This window comes from Oceanicola sp. S124 (genome assembly GCF_000220565.1).
In the GTDB taxonomy this organism is placed as follows: Bacteria; Pseudomonadota; Alphaproteobacteria; order Rhodobacterales; family Rhodobacteraceae; genus Pseudooceanicola.
In genome coordinates this window covers 1-20,391 of record NZ_AFPM01000111.1, presented here as the reverse complement: position 1 = coordinate 20,391, position 20,391 = coordinate 1, and the positions used below count along the sequence as shown (strand labels likewise).

21 protein-coding genes, 1 tRNA gene and 1 pseudogene are annotated in these 20,391 nt (G+C 68.2%); 19 read left to right on the top strand and 4 right to left on the bottom strand.

The window, feature by feature from the left end:
- Positions 1-727 (top strand): RlmE family RNA methyltransferase (locus OS124_RS24055; protein ID WP_010139002.1); only part of this gene is annotated, 727 nt, incomplete at its 5' end.
- A gap of 68 nt (positions 728-795) precedes the next feature.
- Here the strand turns inward: OS124_RS24055 and OS124_RS27355 are convergent.
- Positions 796-951 (bottom strand): hypothetical protein, encoded by a 156-nt coding sequence (locus OS124_RS27355; RefSeq protein ID WP_168161446.1) that lies wholly within the window; start codon positions 949-951, stop codon positions 796-798.
- A gap of 348 nt (positions 952-1,299) precedes the next feature.
- Here OS124_RS27355 and OS124_RS0108145 point away from each other — a divergent pair, with 348 nt between their 5' ends.
- Genes OS124_RS0108145 through OS124_RS0108130 form a run of 4 tightly spaced genes read left to right on the top strand, consistent with a single transcriptional unit; the run spans position 1,300 to position 5,936 of the window.
- A complete protein-coding gene (locus OS124_RS0108145; protein WP_010139001.1) occupies positions 1,300-2,022 on the top strand; it encodes a hypothetical protein in 723 nt (240 codons plus the stop codon).
- 3 nt (positions 2,023-2,025) lie between these two features.
- Entirely contained in the window at positions 2,026-4,011 is a 1,986-nt protein-coding gene (locus OS124_RS0108140) for a glycosyltransferase (protein WP_010139000.1), read from the top strand.
- 28 nt (positions 4,012-4,039) lie between these two features.
- Entirely contained in the window at positions 4,040-4,840 is an 801-nt protein-coding gene (locus OS124_RS0108135; RefSeq protein WP_010138999.1) for a sulfotransferase family protein, read from the top strand.
- 13 nt (positions 4,841-4,853) lie between these two features.
- Entirely contained in the window at positions 4,854-5,936 is a 1,083-nt protein-coding gene (locus tag OS124_RS0108130) for a hypothetical protein (protein ID WP_010138998.1), read from the top strand.
- Positions 5,937-6,181: 245 nt separating this feature from the next.
- On the opposite strand, the gene OS124_RS0108125 is transcribed toward OS124_RS0108130, so the two are convergent.
- Positions 6,182-6,271 (bottom strand) — tRNA-Ser (locus OS124_RS0108125).
- Between the two features lie 220 nt (positions 6,272-6,491).
- Here OS124_RS0108125 and OS124_RS0108120 point away from each other — a divergent pair.
- From OS124_RS0108120 to OS124_RS0108085, 8 genes are all read left to right on the top strand, one after another.
- On the top strand, positions 6,492-7,445 hold the full coding sequence (locus OS124_RS0108120; protein WP_010138997.1) for a DUF2059 domain-containing protein: 954 nt from the start codon (positions 6,492-6,494) through the stop codon (positions 7,443-7,445).
- A 3-nt stretch (positions 7,446-7,448) separates the two neighbouring features.
- Positions 7,449-8,255, top strand: a complete 807-nt coding sequence (locus OS124_RS0108115; protein WP_010138996.1) for a DUF2059 domain-containing protein — start codon at positions 7,449-7,451, stop codon at positions 8,253-8,255.
- Between the two features lie 252 nt (positions 8,256-8,507).
- Positions 8,508-9,152: a 50S ribosomal protein L21 gene (locus OS124_RS0108110; protein ID WP_010138995.1), complete on the top strand. Its 645-nt coding sequence runs from the start codon at positions 8,508-8,510 to the stop codon at positions 9,150-9,152.
- 27 nt (positions 9,153-9,179) lie between these two features.
- Positions 9,180-9,449, top strand: a complete 270-nt coding sequence (gene rpmA, locus OS124_RS0108105; protein ID WP_010138993.1) for a 50S ribosomal protein L27 — start codon at positions 9,180-9,182, stop codon at positions 9,447-9,449.
- A gap of 103 nt (positions 9,450-9,552) precedes the next feature.
- A complete protein-coding gene (locus OS124_RS0108100) occupies positions 9,553-10,158 on the top strand; it encodes a GNAT family N-acetyltransferase (RefSeq protein ID WP_010138991.1) in 606 nt (201 codons plus the stop codon).
- Between the two features lie 49 nt (positions 10,159-10,207).
- Positions 10,208-11,260 carry a GTPase ObgE gene (gene obgE, locus OS124_RS0108095; RefSeq protein ID WP_010138990.1) on the top strand — a complete coding sequence of 351 codons (1,053 nt, stop codon included), beginning with the start codon at positions 10,208-10,210 and terminating at the stop codon, positions 11,258-11,260.
- A complete protein-coding gene (gene proB, locus OS124_RS0108090; protein ID WP_010138989.1) occupies positions 11,248-12,381 on the top strand; it encodes a glutamate 5-kinase in 1,134 nt (377 codons plus the stop codon). Before obgE ends, proB begins: the two co-directional genes overlap by 13 nt.
- A 38-nt stretch (positions 12,382-12,419) precedes the next feature.
- Positions 12,420-13,685, top strand: coding sequence for a glutamate-5-semialdehyde dehydrogenase (locus OS124_RS0108085; RefSeq protein WP_010138988.1), 1,266 nt, complete (start codon positions 12,420-12,422; stop codon positions 13,683-13,685).
- A gap of 249 nt (positions 13,686-13,934) precedes the next feature.
- Here OS124_RS0108085 and OS124_RS0108080 read toward each other — a convergent pair whose 3' ends face one another.
- A complete protein-coding gene (locus OS124_RS0108080) occupies positions 13,935-14,540 on the bottom strand; it encodes a histidine phosphotransferase family protein (RefSeq protein ID WP_010138987.1) in 606 nt (201 codons plus the stop codon).
- 55 nt (positions 14,541-14,595) lie between these two features.
- On the opposite strand from OS124_RS0108080, the gene OS124_RS0108075 reads away from it, so the two are divergent.
- The 3 genes from OS124_RS0108075 (at position 14,596) to OS124_RS0108065 (ending at position 16,584) form a co-directional block, all read left to right on the top strand.
- A complete protein-coding gene (locus OS124_RS0108075; RefSeq protein ID WP_010138986.1) occupies positions 14,596-14,778 on the top strand; it encodes a DUF3553 domain-containing protein in 183 nt (60 codons plus the stop codon).
- A gap of 164 nt (positions 14,779-14,942) precedes the next feature.
- Complete coding sequence (locus tag OS124_RS0108070; RefSeq protein ID WP_010138985.1) at positions 14,943-15,749, top strand: GNAT family N-acetyltransferase; 807 nt, start codon at positions 14,943-14,945, stop codon at positions 15,747-15,749.
- Between the two features lies 1 nt (position 15,750).
- Positions 15,751-16,584 (top strand): lysophospholipid acyltransferase family protein, encoded by an 834-nt coding sequence (locus tag OS124_RS0108065; RefSeq protein WP_010138984.1) that lies wholly within the window; start codon positions 15,751-15,753, stop codon positions 16,582-16,584.
- 26 nt (positions 16,585-16,610) lie between these two features.
- Here OS124_RS0108065 and OS124_RS0108060 read toward each other — a convergent pair whose 3' ends face one another.
- Complete coding sequence (locus OS124_RS0108060; RefSeq protein WP_010138983.1) at positions 16,611-17,228, bottom strand: thiamine phosphate synthase; 618 nt, start codon at positions 17,226-17,228, stop codon at positions 16,611-16,613.
- A 372-nt stretch (positions 17,229-17,600) separates the two neighbouring features.
- On the opposite strand from OS124_RS0108060, the gene OS124_RS0108055 reads away from it, so the two are divergent.
- The 3 genes and pseudogenes from OS124_RS0108055 to OS124_RS0108045 form a co-directional block, all read left to right on the top strand.
- Positions 17,601-18,335 (top strand): RNA methyltransferase, encoded by a 735-nt coding sequence (locus OS124_RS0108055; protein WP_010138982.1) that lies wholly within the window; start codon positions 17,601-17,603, stop codon positions 18,333-18,335.
- A 62-nt stretch (positions 18,336-18,397) separates the two neighbouring features.
- Positions 18,398-19,531, top strand: coding sequence for a heme A synthase (gene ctaA, locus OS124_RS0108050; protein ID WP_010138981.1), 1,134 nt, complete (start codon positions 18,398-18,400; stop codon positions 19,529-19,531).
- Between the two features lie 3 nt (positions 19,532-19,534).
- Positions 19,535-20,391, top strand: a pseudogene (locus OS124_RS0108045) (carboxypeptidase M32); the annotation flags it as partial.

Below are 20,391 nucleotides of genomic sequence, written 5' to 3'. Positions count from 1 at the left end.
GAACAGCTCGGGCCGTGGCTACCGCGACCTGACGGTCAAGGTGAAGACCGCGCGCGGCCGCAAGCTGTCCTCGACACGCTGGCTGCAGCGGCAGCTGAACGACCCCTATGTCGCCCGTGCCCGGGCCGAGGGCTACCGCGGCCGCGCCGCCTTCAAGATCATGGAGCTGGACGACAAGTTCCGCTTCCTCGTGCCCGGCGCCCGCGTCGTTGACCTGGGCTGCGCCCCCGGCGGCTGGATCCAGGTTGCCGTGCCGCGCATCAATGCCCTGGGCGAGAAGAAGGGCAAGGCCGTCGGCACCGTCCTGGGCGTCGACCTCCAGGAGGTCGATCCGATCCCCGGCGCCGAGATCCACCAGCTCGATTTCATGGCCGATGATGCCGATGTGCAGGTCAAGGAATGGCTGGGCGGAGAGGCTGACGTGGTGATGTCGGACATGGCCGCCGCCTCCTCCGGGCACCAGCAGACCGACCACCTGCGGATCATCGCGCTTTGCGAGGCCGCGGCCTACCTGGCCTTCGACGTGCTCAGCGAGGGCGGCACCTTCGTCGCCAAGGTGCTGGCCGGCGGGGCCGAGGGCGAGTTGCAGAAGGTGCTGAAGCAGCGCTTCACCAAGGTCCACCACATGAAACCGCCCTCGTCGCGCTCGGACAGTTCCGAGAAGTTCGTCGTCGCCACCGGCTTCCGTGGCCGGGGGGGCGAGGAGGCCGAAGCCGACCAGGACTGAGCTCGCCTCTTGCCGCCTTGCACGCCGCCCGGGCGACGTCACCCTGATCCTGCGGGGCGGTCCCTCGGCTAAGCGCCCTCGCGCAGGCGGCGCAGCATCCGGCGCAGGGCCTTGCCCGGCCCGCGCGCGCGGCGCGTTTTCAGGCTTTCGCCCAGGAATTCGGGGGCCGAGGGCGCCCCGGCCCAGTCGGGCGGGGGCGGCAGGGGCAGCGCGGGATCGCGCATCAGCGCGAACAGCCGGGCGCGGCCCTCGGCGGGGGGGCCTTTTCGCTCATCACGCTCACATCCGCATCCGGCCCCTGCGGGTCGTGCCCGAGCATGGCAACCCGGGCTGCGGCGGCGAAGGCATGGCGGGTGAAATCGCGTCTCATGCTTGTCGGGATCTGACCGTGGCGTCGAAAATGCGCGGGGATGCCGCGGCGGGATGACGCAGCGCCGTCCTTCTGGCCGCTTTCCGGGCCGGAACCGCAGCAGAATTTACGTCGGATTAACCTCGATACGCCGAGACTTGGGCCGAAGCGCAGGGACCGGGGCGGTCGCCTGCGGCCCAATCGGCGATCACGGAGGCCCGAGATGGACGTGCAGACGAGCCTGAGCCGCATCAGGACCCAACTGGGCGGAATGGAACGCATGGTGCGCCTGCTGCGCGCAGAGATCGAGGGGCACATCGCCGAGGTTGATCCGGCCGGGCTGGACAGCTGGACCGAGATCCCCACCGGGCTGGGCCAGCTCTTCGAGGCGGCAGTGCCGCTGCCTGCCGTCGCCGTTGAGCCCTACAAGCACTTTGCCAAGGATGTCTGGGTCGGGCTGGACGCAGAGATGGGCGATACCGGCGCCACGGTCTCGCTGAAGGCGCTGCACCGGGCGGGGGCGCAGACCGGGCGCGGTGTCGCCCGGCTTTCACTCAACCCGGTCTTTCCCATGGCCGCCAAGCCCCGTTGGGTGACGCTGGAAACGGCGGTCTCAGTCGAGGCGCTGAAGCGGGCGAAGGGGCTGCGGATCGACACGATCTCGTTCTTCGACATCGCCGCCGGCAACTCTGCCCAGATCCCCCGCAGCGTGACGCTGAACCTGCGCCTGCACCGGCGCGACGGGCGCGCCACTGACCACCTGAACTACCGCATCCCGGTCTCGACCATGCCCTTCGAGCATTCGGCGCGGATCGCCCCCGCCGCCATGGACGACCTGGCGCTGGACGACGTGAGCGAGGCGCTGATGATCCTCGAACTGCCCCTGGCCGGCACCTATGCGCTGAAGCTCGACCATTTCGCCGTTCTGGCGCTGGACGAGGGCTAGGCGATGCGCATCCTCTACGTCTCGCGCGAGACGCCGCTGGCGCCTTCGGGCGGGATTGCCACCTACCTGGAATACATGGTTCCCGCCATGCGCGCGGCGGGACATGAGGTCTTCCTGTTCACCTGGTCCGAAGAGCAGCCCTTCCGCCGCCCCGCCAGCCCCGCCCCCTTCGAGGCCGAGCACATTCACGTCGAGGCGCTGGACCCGCGCGAGATCTGGCGCATCTGCCCGGTCGAGGCGCATAACCTCTTCATCTCGACCTGGCTGGCCGACCGCATCGCCCAGAAGGTGCGTGACTGGCGCATCGACGTGGTCGAGGCGACGGATTTCCTGGCCCCCTGCCTGACCGCCTTCCAGCAGCTTCAGGCCGAAGAGGGCGCTTCGGACCGCCTGCTGGTGACCTACAACCACGGCTTCATCGAAGACTTCTTCGAGGCCGACCAGCTGCCGCTCACGCCGCAGACGCGGATGAACAACCTCTGCGAACGCCAACAGGCGCGCGGCTCTGACCTGGTGGTGGCTCCCTCGCGGGCGGCTGCCGAGAGACTGGGCAGCTACGGCATCAACCGTCAGGTTGCCGTAGTGCGCGAGCCCTATGCCTTCCGCCACGACGGTGACCGCTTCGCCGGGCTGCAGGACGAGATCCTCTACATGGGGCGGATTTCGCTGTCGAAGGGGATCGACAAGCTGATCTACCTCGCCAACCTGCTGAACGACATCCACCCGCTGCGCCAGATCCGGCTGGTGGGCCGTATCGTCGACACGCCCTTCCGCCAGTCCGACATGCCGTCCTATGTCCGCGCCCGTCTCGCGCCCGGGTTGCGTGACGCTGTCTTCTTCAGTGACTATCTGCCGCGCGCGCGGGCGCTCGACTTGCTGGACCCCGGCGCGATCAGCCCGCATCTCGGTTCGGCCGAGACCTTCTCCTATGCCTGCGTCGAGGCGATCGACGCCGGGCTTCTGCCGGTTGTCCGTGACGGCACCGCGATGGCCGAGTTCTTCCCCGAGGACCAGTTGCACCACCTGCTGGATCCGCAGATGCGCTCGGTTCGCGGAATGCAGCGGCAGATGGAACGGATGCTGGACCAGGCGGGCCACATCTGCGCCGCGCTCAACGCCCATTGCCGCGAGACCCTGGCGCCCGAGCGGATCGCTGGCGAGATGGGGCAGCTCTATGACGCGGCGCTGTCGGAAAAGCGCGGGCGCAGGGTGCATGCGATGCCACGCCGGCAGGCGGTTCCGGGCGATGTCACGGTGCTGGTGCCCGCCTACCGGCCCGACCACGAGTTCCACGAGATGATCGACAGCCTCGCCTGGCAGAGCGGCGGCCCTCCCCGGGTGCTGATCTGCGACGACGGTACGCCGGACAGCCATCAGCCCTGGTTCGACTACGCCCGCGCCCTGCTGCCGGACTGCCGGATCCTGCGTCAGCCCAATGGCGGGCTGCTGGCCGCGCGCAACACCCTGGCCGAGCACTGCGAGAGCCCCCTGGCGCTGTTTCTCGACGCCGATGACCTGCTTGAGCCGGGGGTGATCGGGCAGCTTCTGGACTGCTGGAACCACCACCCCGCGCGCCCCGACGCGGTGATCCCGCAGCGGCGTAACTTCGGCGAAAGCGGCGAGCCGGTGTTGCGGCACCTGATGGGTGATCACCTGCACCTGCTGGAAAACGACTACCGGATGACCGCCCTGCTGCCGACGGCGCTGCTGCGCGATATCGGTTTCGACGCTACCCGGCGCAACGGCGAAGGTGACGACTGGGCCTTCTGGCTGCAGTTCACCGCCCGCGGGCACGAGGTGGCGATGCTGCCGCGGCAGGGGTTCCTCTACCGGTTCCGCCGCGGCTCGATGTCCTGGCCCTGGTCGCCGGGGCAGAACGCCGGCAGCCGCGCCATGGTGCGCGAGGCGGCGCTTGAGATGTGCCGCAGCGATCCCGCCCGCGCCGCCACCCTGGCCCGCGCGCTCTATGCCGAGGGGGTGACCCCGTGACCCGTACCGCTGAAGGAGACCGAAGACGATGCCCCAGACCGATCTGATCTTCCTGCTGGGCCGCCATCGCAGCGGCACCACCGTCTTCCGCGACCTTCTGGAACGCTGCGGCGGGCTGAACTGTCACGAGATCATGTCCGCCAAGCTGGAGGCCGAGCGCGGCTTTTACGGCTACGTGGCGCGGCGGGTGGCCGAGGATCCCAAGTGGGTCTGGCCGATCCGCCACCAGAGGCTTTTCGCCGATTACATCGAAGAGCTACGCGGCCTTGCGCGGGGGCGGCACCTGCTGCTGGACCTCAAGTACTGGGGGCTGAACCTGATCCCGGTCTCGGAGGACGTCACCGGCGCGCGGCCCTTCCTGGTCGATTTCATCGACACCCGCGACAGCCCGGTCATCCAGATCGTGCGGCGCAACAAGCTGCGGCTGATCACCTCCGAAGCGCTGCTGAACGCCTCGGGCAAGTGGTTCGCCGCCGCCGGCGAGGGGCCGGATGTCGGGGAAAAGCCAAAGGTCTCGCTGCCGGTCGCGTCGCTGCCGGCCGAGATCGAGCGGCTGATCGGCCTGGATACCGCGATCCGCGCCATGCTGGCGCCGCTCAGCAACGCCCATGAGCTGACCTACGAGGAGATGTTCTCGGGGACCGGCGACTTCGCCGAGCGGACGCGCACCCTTGCCGGGAAGGTCATGGGCTGCGACGCGGTGCCCCTGGCCCCCTCGCACCGCAAGATGAACCCCGAACCGCTGTCGCAGATCCTCGGAAACTACGCCGAGGTTGCCGCCGCACTGGAGGGCGGCCCGCATGAATGGATGCTGGCCTCGCCGCTTTAGGAGGGCGCTTGGAATGAGCGATCGCAGCTGGCTTTCGGATCATGCCCTGCTGATGCGCCGCGGTGCGCGGCGGCTGGTGATCGGTGTCACCGCCGTCGGCAAGCCGGCGCGGCGCTTCGATTACTTCAAGGCGCTGGATGTGCCGGGCCACGACCTGCTGCTGCTCAACAGCCCCGGCAATGGCTGGTACGTCGACGGCGTGCCGCTTGGGGCGGGGCCGCCCTCGCTTTCGGGGACGCGGGACTGGCTGGCCGGGCTGGCGCGCGGCTATGACGAGGTGGCGGTGATCGGCGGCTCGATGGGGGCCTACGGGGCGCTGCTGCTTGGCGCCGCCCTGCCGGGGGCGAAGATCCTCGCCATGTCGCCCGAGGTCTACGCCGGCCTCGCCGGGGGCGCCTTCGAGCGCTTCAGCCAGAACGAGGACCTGCCGCCGACCCTGTCGCGCCTGCTGGCCCGGCAGGATCTCGACTACACGGTGGTCACCGGCGAAAGGAATGCCGCCGACTTCTTCTGCACCAGCGAGGTGCCGCGCCAGCGGCTGATCACCATCCGCAATGGCTATCACCAGGTGGCGGCGGTGGTGGCGGCCGAGCTTGGCGGCATGCAGGCGCTGGTCGATCCGCTGCTCAAGGGGCGCCTGCACCAGGTGCTGAAGCCGATCACCGGCGAGCTCTCGCGCTATCCCGATCTTGGCGCCGTGCTCTACCTGTTCGAGCAGAATCGCCTCCCGGCTGCCCGGGCCGAGGCCTTCCTCAAGGCCCTGCCCGAGGGGTTCTACGGTCGTGCCATCCTGCACCTGCGTCTGGGTCAGCGTGCCCGGGCCATGGGCAATCCCTACCTGGCGCTGGAACATGCCAGCCGCGCCCGGGCGCTCAACCCGCCCGACATCGAGGCACAGCTGCTGCATGACGAGGTCTGGCAGCAGGTCCATGGCGTGCTGCCGCCGCCGGGCTACGAGGCGCATCTGGATCCGCGCTTTGCCAAGGTGCTGCGCTATCACGAGCAATGGCGCCGCCTGGCCCAGTTGCATGGGCGCCCGCCGCCGGACGCGCTGGCGCGGCCCGCAGCGCGAGACGCGGCCCGTCCCGCCGCCTGAAGACGGGCCGTCGGCTGTCCGGTCCATGGGGGGCCGGAGTCGCACGTCCGGGACGTGGACGCGCGGGGCCTACATGGCTGCGGGGCAGGGGGAAAGATACCGGCCCCCGGGGCACATGTGTGATCCCGCAGGCATCGTCTGCCGGCAGCGCTTCGGACATGGATCTGACTGGGGGTTTCGCCGCATCGGGCGGGCCGACCTCCCGTCGGCGTCCCGGATGAAAATCCGGGTAAGCCGAGGGAAAGTGGCGGAGAGACAGGGATTCGAACCCTGGGAACCCGTAAAGGCTCAACGGTTTTCGAGACCGCCCCGTTCGACCACTCCGGCACCTCTCCGCGGGGGTCGTGGAGGGCCGTCTAAAGAGAAACGCGGGCGGGTTCAAGGGGTTTTGGTTGCGACATGCAGGAAATGTCATAGGCTCGGTCCGGCGGCCCTTCGCCGATGCCCGCATGCAGCGCCGTCCGGTGGCCCTGCACGCGGGGATGTGACCCCGTCAGCCCTTGAAATCCGGGGGCGGCGCCTTCCTATCATGAGGCAGATATGAGGAGAGACAGGATGCGAGATTTCCAAGTCCCCGAGGGCCGGACCCTGACGCAACGTCATCACGGGGCGCTTGCCCGGATGGCCGCCAGCCGAACGACCGGCCCAACCATCGACGCGCAGCGGATGCCGGACCTGCGCGGTGCCGTCCTGGCGATGCTCGGCGCCCTGGTGCTGCTTCTGGCCCAGGCGCTGCCGGGGCAGTCCGCCAGCCGCGAAGAGGCACGCGACTTCCTGAAGGTCACCGGATTCGACGCGGCGTTGGAAAGCATCGTCATGTCGGCCGACAACGGCCCGGCGATGCTGGGCATCGACGACCGCGGTTTCCGCGCGGTCTGGGACGTGATGGCGGCGCGGGTTTTCCGCAACGAGCAGATCCAGACCATGGCGCTGGACATGCTCTCGGCCACGCTGACCGCGGACGAGATGGTCACGGCGCGCGATTTCTATGGCTCCGAGCTGGGGCAGCGGTTGGTCGAGGTCGAGAACGCCTCGCACCTGGCCGATGACACCGGCAAGCCCGAGGCCGCCGCTGCGGCCCTGTCCGAGGTTGTCGAGGGGCGCGACATCGCGCGGCTTTCGGCGCTGGAACGGCTGATCTCGGCGCTGGACGACACCAGCGACGGGGCGCTGGCCATGGCCGAGGTGCAGGCGCGCTTCATGATCGCGGCGCGCAATGCCGGGGTGATCGAGCTGAGCGTGGGCGATGATGCGCTGCGCGACCTGATCGCCGGCCAGTTCCGCGAGATGGGCGAACAGGACGGACTGGAGGCGGGCATGGCCAATGCCGCGCTGACCTATCGCGATTTCTCGACCGAAGAGATCGACGCCTATGCCGCCGCGCTGGAAGATCCGGCGATGCAGCGGGTCTACGAGCTGATGAATGCCGTGCAATACGAGGTCATGGCCGACCGCTTCGAGGCCGCCGCCGCGCTGCTGACCGGTGCCGGCTCGGGCGAGGAGCTCTGAGCGATGCGCCTGCGCGCCCTCCTGGCCTGGTTCCTGCTGACGCCCCTCGGGGCGCTGGCCGGACCGCCGGAGGCGCGGCTCTATGACCTGATGGGCCTGCCGGAGATGGTCGAAACGATGCGGCTGGAGGGGCTGGCGATGAGCGCCGACCTGGCCGAGAGCTACCTGGATGCCCCCGCCGGACCGGCATTCCGCGAGATGGTCCTGCGCATCTACGATCCGCCCCGGATGAACGCCACCCTGCGCGAGGCCTTCGAAGAGGGCCTCGGGGTGCCGGGGCAGGGGGTGATGGCGTTCTATGCCTCGCCCGCCGGGCAGCAGGTCGTCGCGGCCGAACTGGCGACGCGGCGGGCCTTCCTGGAGCCCGGCGCCGAACGGGCGGCCGAGCGCGCGGCCGAGCTGACCCAGGTCGAGCAGCCGCAGCTCTATGCGCAGGTCAGCGCCTTCATCGAGGCCAACGACCTGATCGACCGCAATCTGGGCGGGGCGCTCACCGCGAATGCGCATTTCTACTTCGGGCTGGTCGAGGGCGGTGCCTTCGCCCTGGACGAGGACGAGATCTTCGCCGATGTCTGGCAGCAGGAAGAGGCGACCCGCATCGAGACCGAGCTCTGGCTGCGGGCCTTCCTGACGGCGGCCTACCGCGATCTCTCTCAGGACGACATGGCGCGCTACCTCGCGCTGTCGGAAAGCCCCGAGGGGCAGCGGCTGAACGCGGCCCTGTTCGACGCCTACGCGGTGCTCTACAACCAGATCTACCACGCCCTGGGGCTGTCGGTCTCGACCCTGCTCAGCGGAGAGGAACTTTAGCCGCAGTCGGGGTCAATTGCGAGGCCAGCTTCGGGGCCGCAATCCGGGGTCCCGGGCCCCCGCAGGTATTGACGGTTTCGTCTTGACAAGCCCCCCGCTTTGCCCCGATAAGCCCGCCATCCCGGCAGGCCTCGTGCTTCGCCGGGCATTTCAATTTCGCCCAAGACAGGGCGCGCAGTTCACCGGCGACCGCAAGGTCATGAACACCCGCAAAGGGGGCCGCAGGACGCGTCAGAAGAGAAGGAAGAGCACATGTTTGCGGTTCTCAAGACCGGCGGCAAGCAATACAAGGTCCAGTCTGGTGACCTGCTGCGCGTCGAAAAGCTGGCAGCCGATGCCGGTGAAAAGATCCAGTTCAACGAAATTCTCATGCTGGGTGGCGACAGCGTGACCCTGGGCGCCCCCTTCGTGGCCGGCGCCGCCGTTCAGGCCGAGGTCATCGACCAGGTCAAGGGCGACAAGGTCATCAACTTCGTCAAGCGCCGCCGTAAGCACAGCTCGAAGCGCACCAAGGGCCACCGTCAGCAGCTGACCCTGCTGAAGATCACCGACATCCTGGCCGAAGGCGCGGACAAGTCGGGCGTCAAGGCTGCCGTGGGTGCCGGTTCGATCTCGGGCGTGGCCGTTGCTGCCGCCGCCCCCAAGGCCGAAAAGAAGGCCGCTGCCCCCAAGGCAGAAAAGAAAGCCGCTGCCCCGAAGGCAGAGGGCGCCGATGACCTGAAGAAGCTCTCGGGCGTTGGCCCGGCGCTGGAGAAGAAGCTGATCGAAGCCGGCATCACCTCCTTCGCCCAGATCGCCGCCTGGACCGAAGCCGACGTCGAAGCGCTCGACGACGCCTTCAAGGGCAAAGCCCAGTCGAACAACTGGGTCGGCGAAGCCAAGGAACTGGCCCAGTAAGGGCCCCGTTAACAGGAGACACGCAAGATGGCACACAAAAAGGCTGGCGGTTCTTCCCGCAACGGTCGCGACTCTGCAGGTCGTCGCCTCGGCATCAAGAAATTCGGTGGTGAAGACGTCATCGCCGGCAACATCCTGGCGCGCCAGCGCGGTACCAAGTGGTACCCCGGCGAAGGCGTCGGCATGGGCAAGGATCACACGATCTTCGCCACCGTCGACGGCAACGTGAAGTTCCACAAGGGCCTGAAGGGCCGGACCTTCATTTCCGTGCTGCCAGTGGCCGAGGCCGCAGAGTAAGCCGACCTTCATTCGCGAATGAGAAAAAGGGGATCGGCAGTCAGCCGGTCCCCTTAGCCGTTTCGGTGGTGAAAGGGGCAAGACCCCCAGAGGAGCACCCCCAATGAGCGACGCGAACATCAAGGATCCGATCAAGTCCCGCAGCGGGGCGATTCTCGCGGCTTCGGCCAAGCGGGAGGCGCCTGCCTACGACCAGCCGGTCATCGCGGGAGAGGATCTTGACCTGCGGCCCCTGCGCTATTCCGACAGCGGGCTGATCGACCTCTATGCGGCGGACGAGCGGCTGGCGAAGATGACCAGCTCGATCCCGCATCCGCTGCCGCCCGGCACGACGGAAAGCTTCATCGCCCGCGCCCTGCAGCCCTCTCCGCGAGAGGTGATCTGGGCGATCGACGGCAGCCGCGTCGGCGGGGCCGAGCTGAAGGGCGTGATCAGCCTGAAGCGGATCGACGATGCGCAGAGCGAGATCGGCTACTGGGTCGCGCCAAGCTGGTGGAACGGCAATGTCGCCTCGGCCGCCGTGCAGGCGCTGGTCTCGGCCAATCCGCTGGGCGATCGCAGCTTCTTCGCCTCGGTGTTTCAGGACAATCCGGGCGCGGCCCGCGTCCTGACCAAGGGCGGTTTCGAATACGTGGGCGACGCAGAAGCCTACTCGGTCGCGCGGGGCGCCAAGGTCCCCACATGGACCTATATCAGAAAACTCGATTGAGCCGCCGGTCCGCCTGAGCTAGAGCGACCTTTGCGGCAGGGGTAAAGACATGAAGTTCCTCGATCTCGCCAAGGTCTATATTCGTTCGGGTGCCGGCGGAAACGGGTGCATCTCGTTCCGGCGCGAGAAGTTCATCGAATACGGTGGACCCGATGGCGGCAATGGTGGCCGTGGCGGCGACGTGATCGCCGAGGCGGTCGAGGGGCTGAACACCCTGATCGACTTCCGCTACCAGCAGCACTTCTTTGCCCAGAACGGGCAGGGCGGCATGGGCCGCCTGTCGACCGGCCGGGATGGCGACGACATCATCCTGCGCGTGCCCGTCGGCACCGAGATCATCGAGGATGACGAGGAAACCGTGGTCGCCGACCTGACCGAGGTCGGTCAGCGCGTCGTCCTGGCCAAGGGCGGCAACGGCGGATTCGGCAACGCTCATTTCAAGACCTCGACCAATCAGGCGCCGCGCCGGGCCAACCCGGGCCAGGAGGCGGTCGAGCGCACCATCTGGCTGCGCCTCAAGCTGATCGCCGATGTCGGCCTGCTGGGCCTGCCCAATGCGGGCAAGTCGACCTTCCTCGCCGCGACCTCGAACGCCCGGCCCAAGGTCGCCGACTATCCCTTCACCACGCTGCACCCCAACCTGGGCGTCGTCGGCGTGGATGGCGTCGAGTTCGTCGTCGCCGACATCCCCGGCCTGATCGAGGGCGCCAGCGAGGGCCGTGGCCTGGGCGACCTGTTCCTTGGCCATGTCGAGCGTTGCGCCGTGTTGCTGCACCTCGTCGATGGTACCGCCAACGAGGTGGCCGAGGACTACGAGACCATCATCGGAGAGCTTGAGGCCTATGGCGCCGGGCTGGCCGAGAAGCCGCGCATCACCGTGCTGAACAAGGTCGATGCGCTGGATGACGAGCTGCGCGAGATGCAGCGCGAATTCCTCGAAGAGGTCACCGGCGGGCCGGTGATGTTCATGTCCGGCGCCTCGGGCGAGGGCACCACCGAGGTGCTGCGCGCCCTGCGCGCCCGGATCGACGACGACCGCCTGCGCCGTAAGGAAGAAGAGGGCCGCGAGGATGATCAGGAGGACGGCGCGTGGCAGCCCTGACCCCTGCGCTTGCGGGCGCCCGGCGCCTGGTGGTGAAGATCGGCTCGGCCCTGCTGGTCGACGTCGCGACAGGGCATTTGAAATCGGACTGGCTGCAGTCGCTCTGCGATGACGTGGCGGCGCTGAAGGCACGGGGCACCGAGGTGGTGCTGGTCTCTTCGGGCTCCATCGCGCTTGGGCGCGGGGTGCTGGGGCTGGGGCTTGGCGCGCTGCCGCTGGAACAGGCGCAGGCCGCCGCCGCTGTGGGTCAGATCGGACTGGCCGCCGCCTACGAGGGCGCGCTGAAGCGGCACGGGATCACCGTGGCGCAGGTGCTGGTGACACTGGAAGACAGCGCCAACCGCCGCCGCTACCTGAACTCGCGCAACACGCTGGAAACCCTGCTGGCCTTCGGCGCCGTGCCCATCGTCAACGAGAACGATACCGTCGCCACCGACGAGATCCGCTATGGCGACAACGACCGCCTCGCGGCGCAGGTCGCCGTCACCGTCGGCGCCGACCGGCTGGTGCTGCTGTCGGATGTCGACGGGCTTTATACCGCCAACCCCCATGCCGATGCCTCGGCGCGCCGTTTCGACCTGGTCGAGCGGATCACGCCCGAGATCGAGGCCATGGCGGGGGATGCGGGTTCGGGCCTGTCCAAGGGTGGCATGAAGACCAAGCTGATGGCGGCCAAGACCGCCACCGGCGCGGGCTGCGCCATGGCGATCACGCTGGGTTCGCGCATCAATCCGCTGCAGGCGCTGGAAGCGGGGGCCGCGGCCACCTGGTTCAGCGCCCAGGGCGATCCGGGCGCGGCGCGCAAGGGCTGGATCGTCTCGATGAAGCCGCAAGGGCGGCTCTTTGTCGACCAGGGCGCCGAGGCGGCGCTGGAGAAGGGACGCTCGCTGTTGCCGGCGGGTGTCACGCGCGTGGAGGGCAGCTTCGGCCGGGGCGAACCGGTTGAAATCCTTGGCCCATCCGGGGCGGTCCTGGGGCAGGGCCTGACGCGCTATACCGCCGAAGAGGCGCGGGCGCTGGCAGGTCACCAGAGCCGCGAGATCGAGGAACTCCTGGGCTATCCGGGCCGCGCGGCCCTTGTGCACCGGGATGACATGGCCATGATCCAGCGGGCAGGCTAGGCTGAGGGAGGCCACCGCCCGCGCGAGAGGAGACCGGGATGAAAGACGCCCAAACCATCGAAGAAATGATGAACGGCATCGGTACCGCTGCGAAAGCGGCCGCTGCCGATCTGGCCTTTGCCAGCGCCGAGCGCAAGCATGCCGCCCTGATCGGTGCCGCCGAGGCGGTCTGGTCGGCGCGGCGCGAGATCATCGCAGCGAACGAGCAGGACCTGGCCTATGGCGCCGAAAAGGGCCTGAGCCCGGCGATGATGGACCGGCTGAAGCTGGACGAGGCCCGCATTCGCGGCATCACCGACAGCCTGCGCGCCATTGCCGAGCAGAAGGATCCCGTCGGTGAGGTGATCGCCGAATGGGAACAGCCGACGGGCCTGAAGATCCGCCGCGTGCGCACGCCCCTCGGCGTGATCGGGGTGATCTATGAAAGCCGTCCCAATGTCACCGCCGATGCCGGTGCGCTCTGTCTGAAGGCCGGCAATGCGGTGATCCTGCGCGGCGGCTCGGAGAGCTTCCACAGCTCGCGCGCCATCCATGCCTGCCTGCTGGAGGGCCTGCGCGGCGCCGGCCTGCCCGAGGCGGCGATCCAGCTGGTGCCGACCCGCGACCGCGAGGCGGTCTCGGCGATGCTGAAGGCGGTCGACTATATCGACGTCATCGTGCCGCGTGGTGGCAAGGGGCTTGTCGGCCTCGTGCAGCGCGAGGCGCGGGTGCCGGTCTTTGCCCATCTCGAAGGCATCGTGCATATCTACATCGACAAGGCCGCCGATCCGCAGAAGGCGCTGGATATCGTGCTGAACGCCAAGACCCGGCGCACCGGCATCTGCGGCGCCGTCGAATGCCTGCTGATCCATGAGGACGTGGTGAAGACCATCGGCCAGGGCGTGCTGCGCGCGCTGGTGGACCGGGGCGTCGAGGTGCGCGGCGACGCGGAACTGGCGAAGATCCCCGGCGTGGTCGCGGCCACGGAAGACGACTGGGGCAAGGAATACCTCGACAGCATCGTCGCGGCGAAGGTCGTCTCGGATGTCGATGCAGCGATTGCCCATATCCGGCAGTACTCGTCCAGCCATACCGAGGGGGTGATCACCGAGGATGCCGGCGTGGCCGAGCGCTTCTTCCAGCGGATCGACAGCGCCATCCTGATGTGGAACGCCTCGACCCAGTTTGCCGATGGCGGAGAGTTCGGCATGGGCGCCGAGATCGGCATTGCCACCGGCAAGATGCACGCCCGTGGCCCCGTCGGCGCCGAGCAGCTGACCAGCTTCAAGTACCTTGTCGTCGGTGATGGCACCGTCCGCGCCTGAGCCTGAGCCGGAGCCGGAGCCCGGAATACGCGGCGTGGCCCTCGGGCCGCGCCGTTTCCATTTGGGCCGGGAGGGGGCGCAGGCCCGGCGCCACAGGCCCCGGGCGCGAGGGCAGGGGCCATCCGTACCCCGGCAGGTCGCCCGGATGGATCGGCTTGGCGCTTTGGCCTTTAAAGTGGCCGCGAAGCTGGCCCTCGGAGCCAGCCCCGAATGTCACAACCGTCAGCCGCTTCGCTCAGCCCGTTCCCCTCAGAACCGAAGCGTCAGGCTGTCTTCACTGACCAGCAGGTCAAGCTCGCCGTGACGATCCCCGACCAGCGCCGGCAGCAGGGCGAACTGGACGTGGGCCGGCGCGATCGCCGCCCCGTCCTCGCGGCCCTCGACCACGCGCCAGAGCGCAGGATCGGGACGGGCGGCCAGCGCGGGGCCCGAGACCTCCCAGTTGCAGCCGGGCTTGTCGGCGCGGGTGACCGAGATCACCCCGCCCTGGGGCATGGCGCTCTCGATGCAGAGCAGGGCCAGGAAGACCTCCTGGATCTGGCAGCGCTGGAAGTCGCCGGTCGGGGTCCAGTCGTAGGTGATGCGCCCGGACTGGCTGAGGTCGTCGAGAATGCCCGCCACCTCGCTGCGGCCGATCTTCTGACCCTGTCCCGCCACGCCGAAGGCGATGCGCATGAAGCGGATCTTGGCCGAAGCTGCCGAGACCGAGTCGGAGATCAGCATCATCTCGGGCCCGCGAACGGCGCCTTCGAGCGACAGCAGCTCTAGCCCGTTCTGGATCGCGCCCACGGGCGAGATCAGGTCGTGACAGATCCGTGATCCGATGAGAGATGCAAGAAGATGCGTGGTCTGCAATGCTTTGACCCTTTACTCTGTACCCTGACACCCATGGACGCCTGAGAGGCCCCCGATGAGCGATTTGAACAACCTGCTGGAACCCGGCATGATGGTGCGCCATCCCCAGCAACCGGAATGGGGGCTGGGCCAGGTCCAGTCGAACATCGCCGGACGGATCACCGTGAACTTCACCGAAGCCGGCAAGGTGGTTATCGACGGTTCCAGGATCGACCTGATCCCGGTCTTCGACAAGTGAAGCCGCCGAATGGTAACGAAGAGGTTAAGACAACTTTATGTTGCAAACAATTTCGTAATGCTCTCTGAACCCTGCTTCTTGCATGGGCGGGTCCGCTTGCCTAAAACCGGCGCGACCGGCAGGGACGCCGGAAAGCCCACGCTGACAGGACGCCGCAAGACTTGATGACCGGACCCGGCCCCAGATCCGGCACCGCGCCCGTCGCGGGCCGTCCCGATTTCGAGACCCGGCTTGCGACCAGCGAGGCCGAGCTGCGCGCGGCGCAGCGCCTGCGCTACGCGGTCTTCGTCGAGGAGCTGGGCGGCGGCGGTGACATGGTCGATCACGCGGCCCGGCTGGAGCAGGACCGCTTCGATCCCTTCTTCGACCACCTTCTGCTGATCGACCGCGCCCGGCCGGGCGGGCTCGACGCCCAAGTCGTCGGCGTCTACCGGCTGCTGACCGATGAGGCGGCGCGCGAGGTCGGGCAGTTCTATTCGGCCGATGAATATGACCTTGGCAAGCTGACCGGCTCGGGGCGCAGGCTGCTGGAACTTGGCCGTTCCTGCCTGCATCCCGACTACCGGGGCGGTGCGGGAATGATGGTGATGTGGTCGGCGCTGGCCGATTACGTGACCGAGCGAGGGATCGAGGTGCTCTTCGGTACCGCGTCGTTCCATGGCACGGATGTCGCGGCGCTGGCGCCCTCGCTGTCGGTGCTGCATGCCCGGCACCTGGCCCCCGAGGCGCTGCGGGTGCGCGCCCGGGCCGAGGCTTTCCAGCCGATGGACCTGATACCCGAGGCGCAGCTTGACCGGGTCGCCGCCATGCGCGCCGTGCCGCCGCTGATCAAGGGCTACCTGAAGCTGGGCGGTTTCGTCGGCGAGGGGGCCTTCGTCGACCATGCCTTCAATACCACCGATGTCTGCCTGGTGCTCGACACGGCGCTGCTGAACGAGAAGCAGAGCCGGCTGTTCCGGCGCGGAGACTGAGATGGCGACCTGGACCTCCCCCGAAGCCCCGGCCGAGACGCCCGTTTCGACCGCAGGAAGGCTGCTGGCAGCGCTGCGCGTGCTGCCGCTGGCGCTGATCCTGCTGCTCTGCCTGCTGGCCCTGCTGCTGGTGCGCCTGATCGAGGCGCCGCTCTGCGGACTGCGCCGTCCGGTGACGCCGGTCTTCCAGCAGGCGGTGGCGCGCGCCTTCTTCGCCTGCTCGGGCATGCGGCTGAAGGTGACGGGGCGACCGATGCGCGGAACGGGGGCGATGGTGTCGAACCATGTCTCCTGGCTGGACATCTTCACCCTCTCGGCGCCTGGAGCGGTGTTCTTCGTGTCCAAGTCCGAGGTGCGCGGCTGGCCGGGCATCGGCCACATGGCGCGGGCGACGGGCACGCTGTTCATCGACCGCCGGCGCGGCGAGGCGAAGCGCCAGCGCGACCAGTTGCTGGAACGCCTGGGCGCCGGCCAGCGGCTGCATTTCTTCCCCGAGGGCACCTCGACCGATGGCAAGCGGCTGCTGCCCTTCAAGTCCTCGCTGTTCGATGTCTTCTTTGATGCCAGCCTGCCCGCCGGGCTGCAGGTGCAGCCGGTGACGCTGCTCTACCGCGCCCCCGAGGGCGGTGAGCCACGCTTTTACGGATGGTGGGGCGACATGGGCTTTGGCGCCAGCTTCCTGAAGGTGATGGCTGCCCGGCCGCAGGGAAGCGTAGAGGTGATTTACCATGCGCCGCTGCGCATGGCCGATTTCACCGATCGCAAGGCGCTTGCCGCGGCCTGTGAGCGTACCATCCGCGAGGCCATGCCCTGGGACTGGCAGAAGGCGGGCTGAAGCCCGCCCTACGCCTGTGGATGGGGTCAGAAAGCCGCGGTCAGCGCGGCGAGGGCGGCAACCGGGTCTTCGGCGTCCCAGATCTCGGTGCCGATGCCGAAGAAGTCGGTGACCGGGGCAAGCTGCGCAACCAGCTCGGGGGTCAGGCCGCCCTCTGCGACACAGGGGATCTCGATCATCTGCGACCACCACTCGAAGGTCTCGAAGGCGGCGGTCTCGCCATCCTCCAGCGCCGAGGCGCCGACCGGGCCGAAGGCGACATAGTCGCTGCCCGCCTCGCCGGCGTTCATGCCCTCGTGGCGCGAGGCGCCGGCATAGGCACCGACGATGGCATCGGCCCCAAGCGCCTTGCGCGCCTTGCGCACCGAGCGCGCGCCGTCATCCAGGTGGACACCGTCGAGCCCAAGGCGTTCGGCCAGCAGGAAATGCCGGTCGATCACCAGCGCCACGTCGCGCGGCGTGGTCACCTCGCGCAGGGCATCGGCAGCGCGGCAGATGCGGTCTTCGTCATGGCTGGCGAGGGCCAGGCGCACACAGGCCACCTCGCGGGCGTCCAGCACGGCGGCCAGACGCTCGGGGAAGACCATGAGATCGAACTCGGGCGGGGAGATCAGGTAGATCTGCGGCTGCTCTTCCTGGGACATGGGATCCTCTTGAATTTCCGGCTGCTATAGCGCGGAAGGGCCCGGCTTGCCAAGGGAGTGAAGGGGAGGCGCAAAGGGCACGGGGGGAGGGGGCGCTGCCCCCTCTTGAACCCTGCGGGCCCAATTCACCCCCGGAGTACTTTCAGCCTGGTGATGATGCAGGGGGGGACATAGAGGCACCCGGGGTCCCGATCAGGAGCGTGGCACGCTCCCGGCGGAGACGGAGGGCGCCCGGAAAGGCACTGTCCCTGCATCATCACCAGGCTGAAAATACTCCCGCCGGAGGCTTTAGACCAATGTGGCCGGGTGCCCGGGCCCTCGACAGGACAGGCGGGCAGGGCTAGGAGGGGGCTTCACTGCCCGAGGTATCCCATGTCCCAGCCTGTCTTCGTTCTTGTCCGCCCCCAGATGGGGGAAAACATCGGTGGTGCCGCCCGGGCGATGTGGAATTTCGGGCTGGACCGGATGCGGCTGGTGGCGCCGCGCGACGGTTGGCCGAACCAGCGCGCCGTGGCCCTGGCCTCGGGGGCGGGGCGGCTGCTGGACGAGGCGCAACTGGCCGAGGAGACGGCAGGCGCGCTTGAGGATTGCACCTATGTCTTCGCCACGACGGCGCGGGCGCGCGGGCTGACGAAGCCCGTGGTGACGCCCGAGCGGGCGATGGAGATGGCGCGCGAGAAGATCGCCGCAGGGGAGAAGGTGGCCGTGCTCTTCGGCCCCGAACGCGCGGGGCTCGAGAATGACGATATCGCCCGGGCCAATGCCATCATCAACGTGCCGGTGAACCCCGAGTTTGCCTCGCTGAACCTCGCGCAATGCGTGCTGCTGACCGCCTATGAATGGCGCCGGGGTGCGGTGGACGTCCAGCCCGAGCGGATGGAGATGGCCGGGGCCGACTGGGCCAGCCAGGTCGAGATCGAGAAGCTGGCCGATCACTACGAGGGGCGGCTGGAAGAGGCGGGCTTCTTCTTCCCCGAGACCAAGGCCGAGGGCATGAAGCTGGTGCTGCGCAATTTCTGGTCCCGGATGGCGATGACCCGCTCGGATGTGCAGATGCTGCATGGCATCCTGCGTCAGATGGTCCGCTGGAAGGAACGCGGCGACTGACTTGCCCCTGTCCCTGTCGGGGACTAGGTTCCGTTGGCCGAGCACAGCCAGATGAGGGCCTCATGAGCGAGAAACGCAGCATCTTCGAAGAGGTGGGCAGCGACACCCGTGCCGAAACCCGCGCCGGGGGGATCGACGCCGCGAAGCGGGGCTCTCGCCGTGCCGTGCGGGTCTGGATGGTCCTGCTGTTCCTGCTGGTTGCCGCGATGATCGTCGTCGGCGGGCTGACCCGGCTGACGGACAGCGGGCTGTCGATCACCGAATGGAAGCCGCTGTCGGGGGCGCTGCCACCGCTGAACCAGGCCGACTGGGAAGCGGAATTCGCACTCTACCAGCAGATCCCGCAGTTCACCGAGATGAACTCGTGGATGGAGCTTGCCGACTTCAAGCAGATCTACTGGTGGGAGTGGAGCCATCGTCAGCTGGGCCGCCTGATCGGGCTGGTTTGGGCGGTTGGCTTCCTTGGGCTGCTGATCGCTGGGAAGATCCCGGTGGGGTGGAAGGGCAAGGCGTTCCATGTCGGGCTGCTTGGCGGCCTTCAGGGCGCGATCGGCTGGTGGATGGTGCATTCCGGCCTCGGCGAGGGCATGCTGAGCGTGGCCTCCTACCGGCTGGCGACGCACCTGGGGCTGGCCTTCATCATCCTTGGCCTGCTGGCCTGGTACATCTTCCTACTGGGCCGGGAAGAGCGTGACCTGATGCAGGCGCGCCGGGCGCGCGAGGCGAAGCCGTTTTCGCTGGCCACCGGCTGGATGCATTTCGCCTTCCTGCAGATCCTGCTTGGGGCGCTGGTTGCCGGCATCGACGCCGGGCGCAGCTACACTGACTGGCCGACCATGGGGGGGCAGTTCTTCCCGCCCTATGCCTTCGACATCGAGCCCCTGTGGCGCAATTTCCTGGAAAACCCCGGGCTGGTGCAGTTCATCCACCGCATGTCCGGCTACCTGCTGCTGATCTTCGGCACCGTGGTCTTCCTGCGCGGCCGGCGCAGCGCTAACAAGGCGACGCGGCGCGCCTTCACCGCGGCCTATCTCGCGCTCTGGGGGCAGGTTGCCCTTGGCGTGGCCGCCGTGATGACCGCCGCGCATCTGCATGTGGCGATCACCCACCAGGTCGTCGCGGTGCTGCTCTGGGTGCTGATCCTGCGCGCCCGCTTCGCCGCCGCCTATCCCGTTTCCACCAGCGTCCGAGGCTGATCCATGACCAACACTCCCCTTGCCGATCTTCTTGCCTACCAGAAGGAGACCGAGGCGCTGGCCCAGGTCGCCGGTCGCCTTGGCTGGGACCAGGAAACCGTGATGCCGCGCGGCTCTGCCGAGCAGCGTGGTGAAGAGATGGCGGCGATGGAATCCGTCCTGCATGCCCGGCGCACAGACGCCCGGCTGGGCGAGTGGCTGGCGGCCTGCGAGGGCACCGAGATGTCCCAGGCCGATGCCGCCAAGCTGCGCCACATCCGGCGCAGCCATGACCGCGCCCGCAAGGTGCCTGCGGCGCTGGCCGCTGAACTGGCGCGGGTGACCTCGGTGGCCCAGGGCCAATGGGCAGAAGCCCGCGCCAAGGACGATTTCGCCGCCTTCGCCCCGGTGCTTTCGCGCGTCGTCGAGCTGCGCCAGCAGGAGGCCGAGGCGCTTGCGGCGGGGGGCGATCTCTATGACGCCCTGGCCAATGACTACGAGCCCGGCGCCACTGCAGCCGAGCTTTCGGCGATGTTCGACGAGATGCGTCCGCGGCTGGTCGAGCTGCGCGGCAAGGTGCTGGAGAAGCCTGCGCCGAAGGGCCTCAGCGGAACCTTCCCGGACGAGGGGCAGATGGCCTTCGCCACCAAGCTGGCGCTGGCCTTCGGCTATGACCTGTCCCGGGGCCGGATCGACAAGGCGGTGCATCCCTTCAGCTCGGGCTCGGGCAATGACGTGCGCATCACCACCCGCACCAACCCCGAGGACCCCTTCAACTGCTTCTATTCCACCATCCACGAGGTGGGCCACGGCAGCTACGAGCAGAACATCGACCAGGGCTATCTGCTGACACCGCTGGGGCAGGGCGTCTCGATGGGGGT

What these genes read in the sequence shown, in the direction of transcription:
- OS124_RS27355 (WP_168161446.1), bottom strand. Translation starts at nt 951, where the DNA reads ATGCGCGATCCCGCGCTGCCCCTGCCGCCCCCGCCCGACTGGGCCGGG.
- OS124_RS0108145 (WP_010139001.1), top strand. Translation starts at nt 1,300, where the DNA reads ATGGACGTGCAGACGAGCCTGAGCCGCATCAGGACCCAACTGGGCGGA.
- OS124_RS0108140 (WP_010139000.1), top strand. Translation starts at nt 2,026, where the DNA reads ATGCGCATCCTCTACGTCTCGCGCGAGACGCCGCTGGCGCCTTCGGGC.
- OS124_RS0108135 (WP_010138999.1), top strand. Translation starts at nt 4,040, where the DNA reads ATGCCCCAGACCGATCTGATCTTCCTGCTGGGCCGCCATCGCAGCGGC.
- OS124_RS0108130 (WP_010138998.1), top strand. Translation starts at nt 4,854, where the DNA reads ATGAGCGATCGCAGCTGGCTTTCGGATCATGCCCTGCTGATGCGCCGC.
- OS124_RS0108120 (WP_010138997.1), top strand. Translation starts at nt 6,492, where the DNA reads ATGCGAGATTTCCAAGTCCCCGAGGGCCGGACCCTGACGCAACGTCAT.
- OS124_RS0108115 (WP_010138996.1), top strand. Translation starts at nt 7,449, where the DNA reads ATGCGCCTGCGCGCCCTCCTGGCCTGGTTCCTGCTGACGCCCCTCGGG.
- OS124_RS0108110 (WP_010138995.1), top strand. Translation starts at nt 8,508, where the DNA reads ATGTTTGCGGTTCTCAAGACCGGCGGCAAGCAATACAAGGTCCAGTCT.
- rpmA (WP_010138993.1), top strand. Translation starts at nt 9,180, where the DNA reads ATGGCACACAAAAAGGCTGGCGGTTCTTCCCGCAACGGTCGCGACTCT.
- OS124_RS0108100 (WP_010138991.1), top strand. Translation starts at nt 9,553, where the DNA reads ATGAGCGACGCGAACATCAAGGATCCGATCAAGTCCCGCAGCGGGGCG.
- obgE (WP_010138990.1), top strand. Translation starts at nt 10,208, where the DNA reads ATGAAGTTCCTCGATCTCGCCAAGGTCTATATTCGTTCGGGTGCCGGC.
- OS124_RS0108085 (WP_010138988.1), top strand. Translation starts at nt 12,420, where the DNA reads ATGAAAGACGCCCAAACCATCGAAGAAATGATGAACGGCATCGGTACC.
- OS124_RS0108075 (WP_010138986.1), top strand. Translation starts at nt 14,596, where the DNA reads ATGAGCGATTTGAACAACCTGCTGGAACCCGGCATGATGGTGCGCCAT.
- OS124_RS0108070 (WP_010138985.1), top strand. Translation starts at nt 14,943, where the DNA reads ATGACCGGACCCGGCCCCAGATCCGGCACCGCGCCCGTCGCGGGCCGT.
- OS124_RS0108065 (WP_010138984.1), top strand. Translation starts at nt 15,751, where the DNA reads ATGGCGACCTGGACCTCCCCCGAAGCCCCGGCCGAGACGCCCGTTTCG.
- OS124_RS0108060 (WP_010138983.1), bottom strand. Translation starts at nt 17,228, where the DNA reads ATGTCCCAGGAAGAGCAGCCGCAGATCTACCTGATCTCCCCGCCCGAG.
- OS124_RS0108055 (WP_010138982.1), top strand. Translation starts at nt 17,601, where the DNA reads ATGTCCCAGCCTGTCTTCGTTCTTGTCCGCCCCCAGATGGGGGAAAAC.
- ctaA (WP_010138981.1), top strand. Translation starts at nt 18,398, where the DNA reads ATGAGCGAGAAACGCAGCATCTTCGAAGAGGTGGGCAGCGACACCCGT.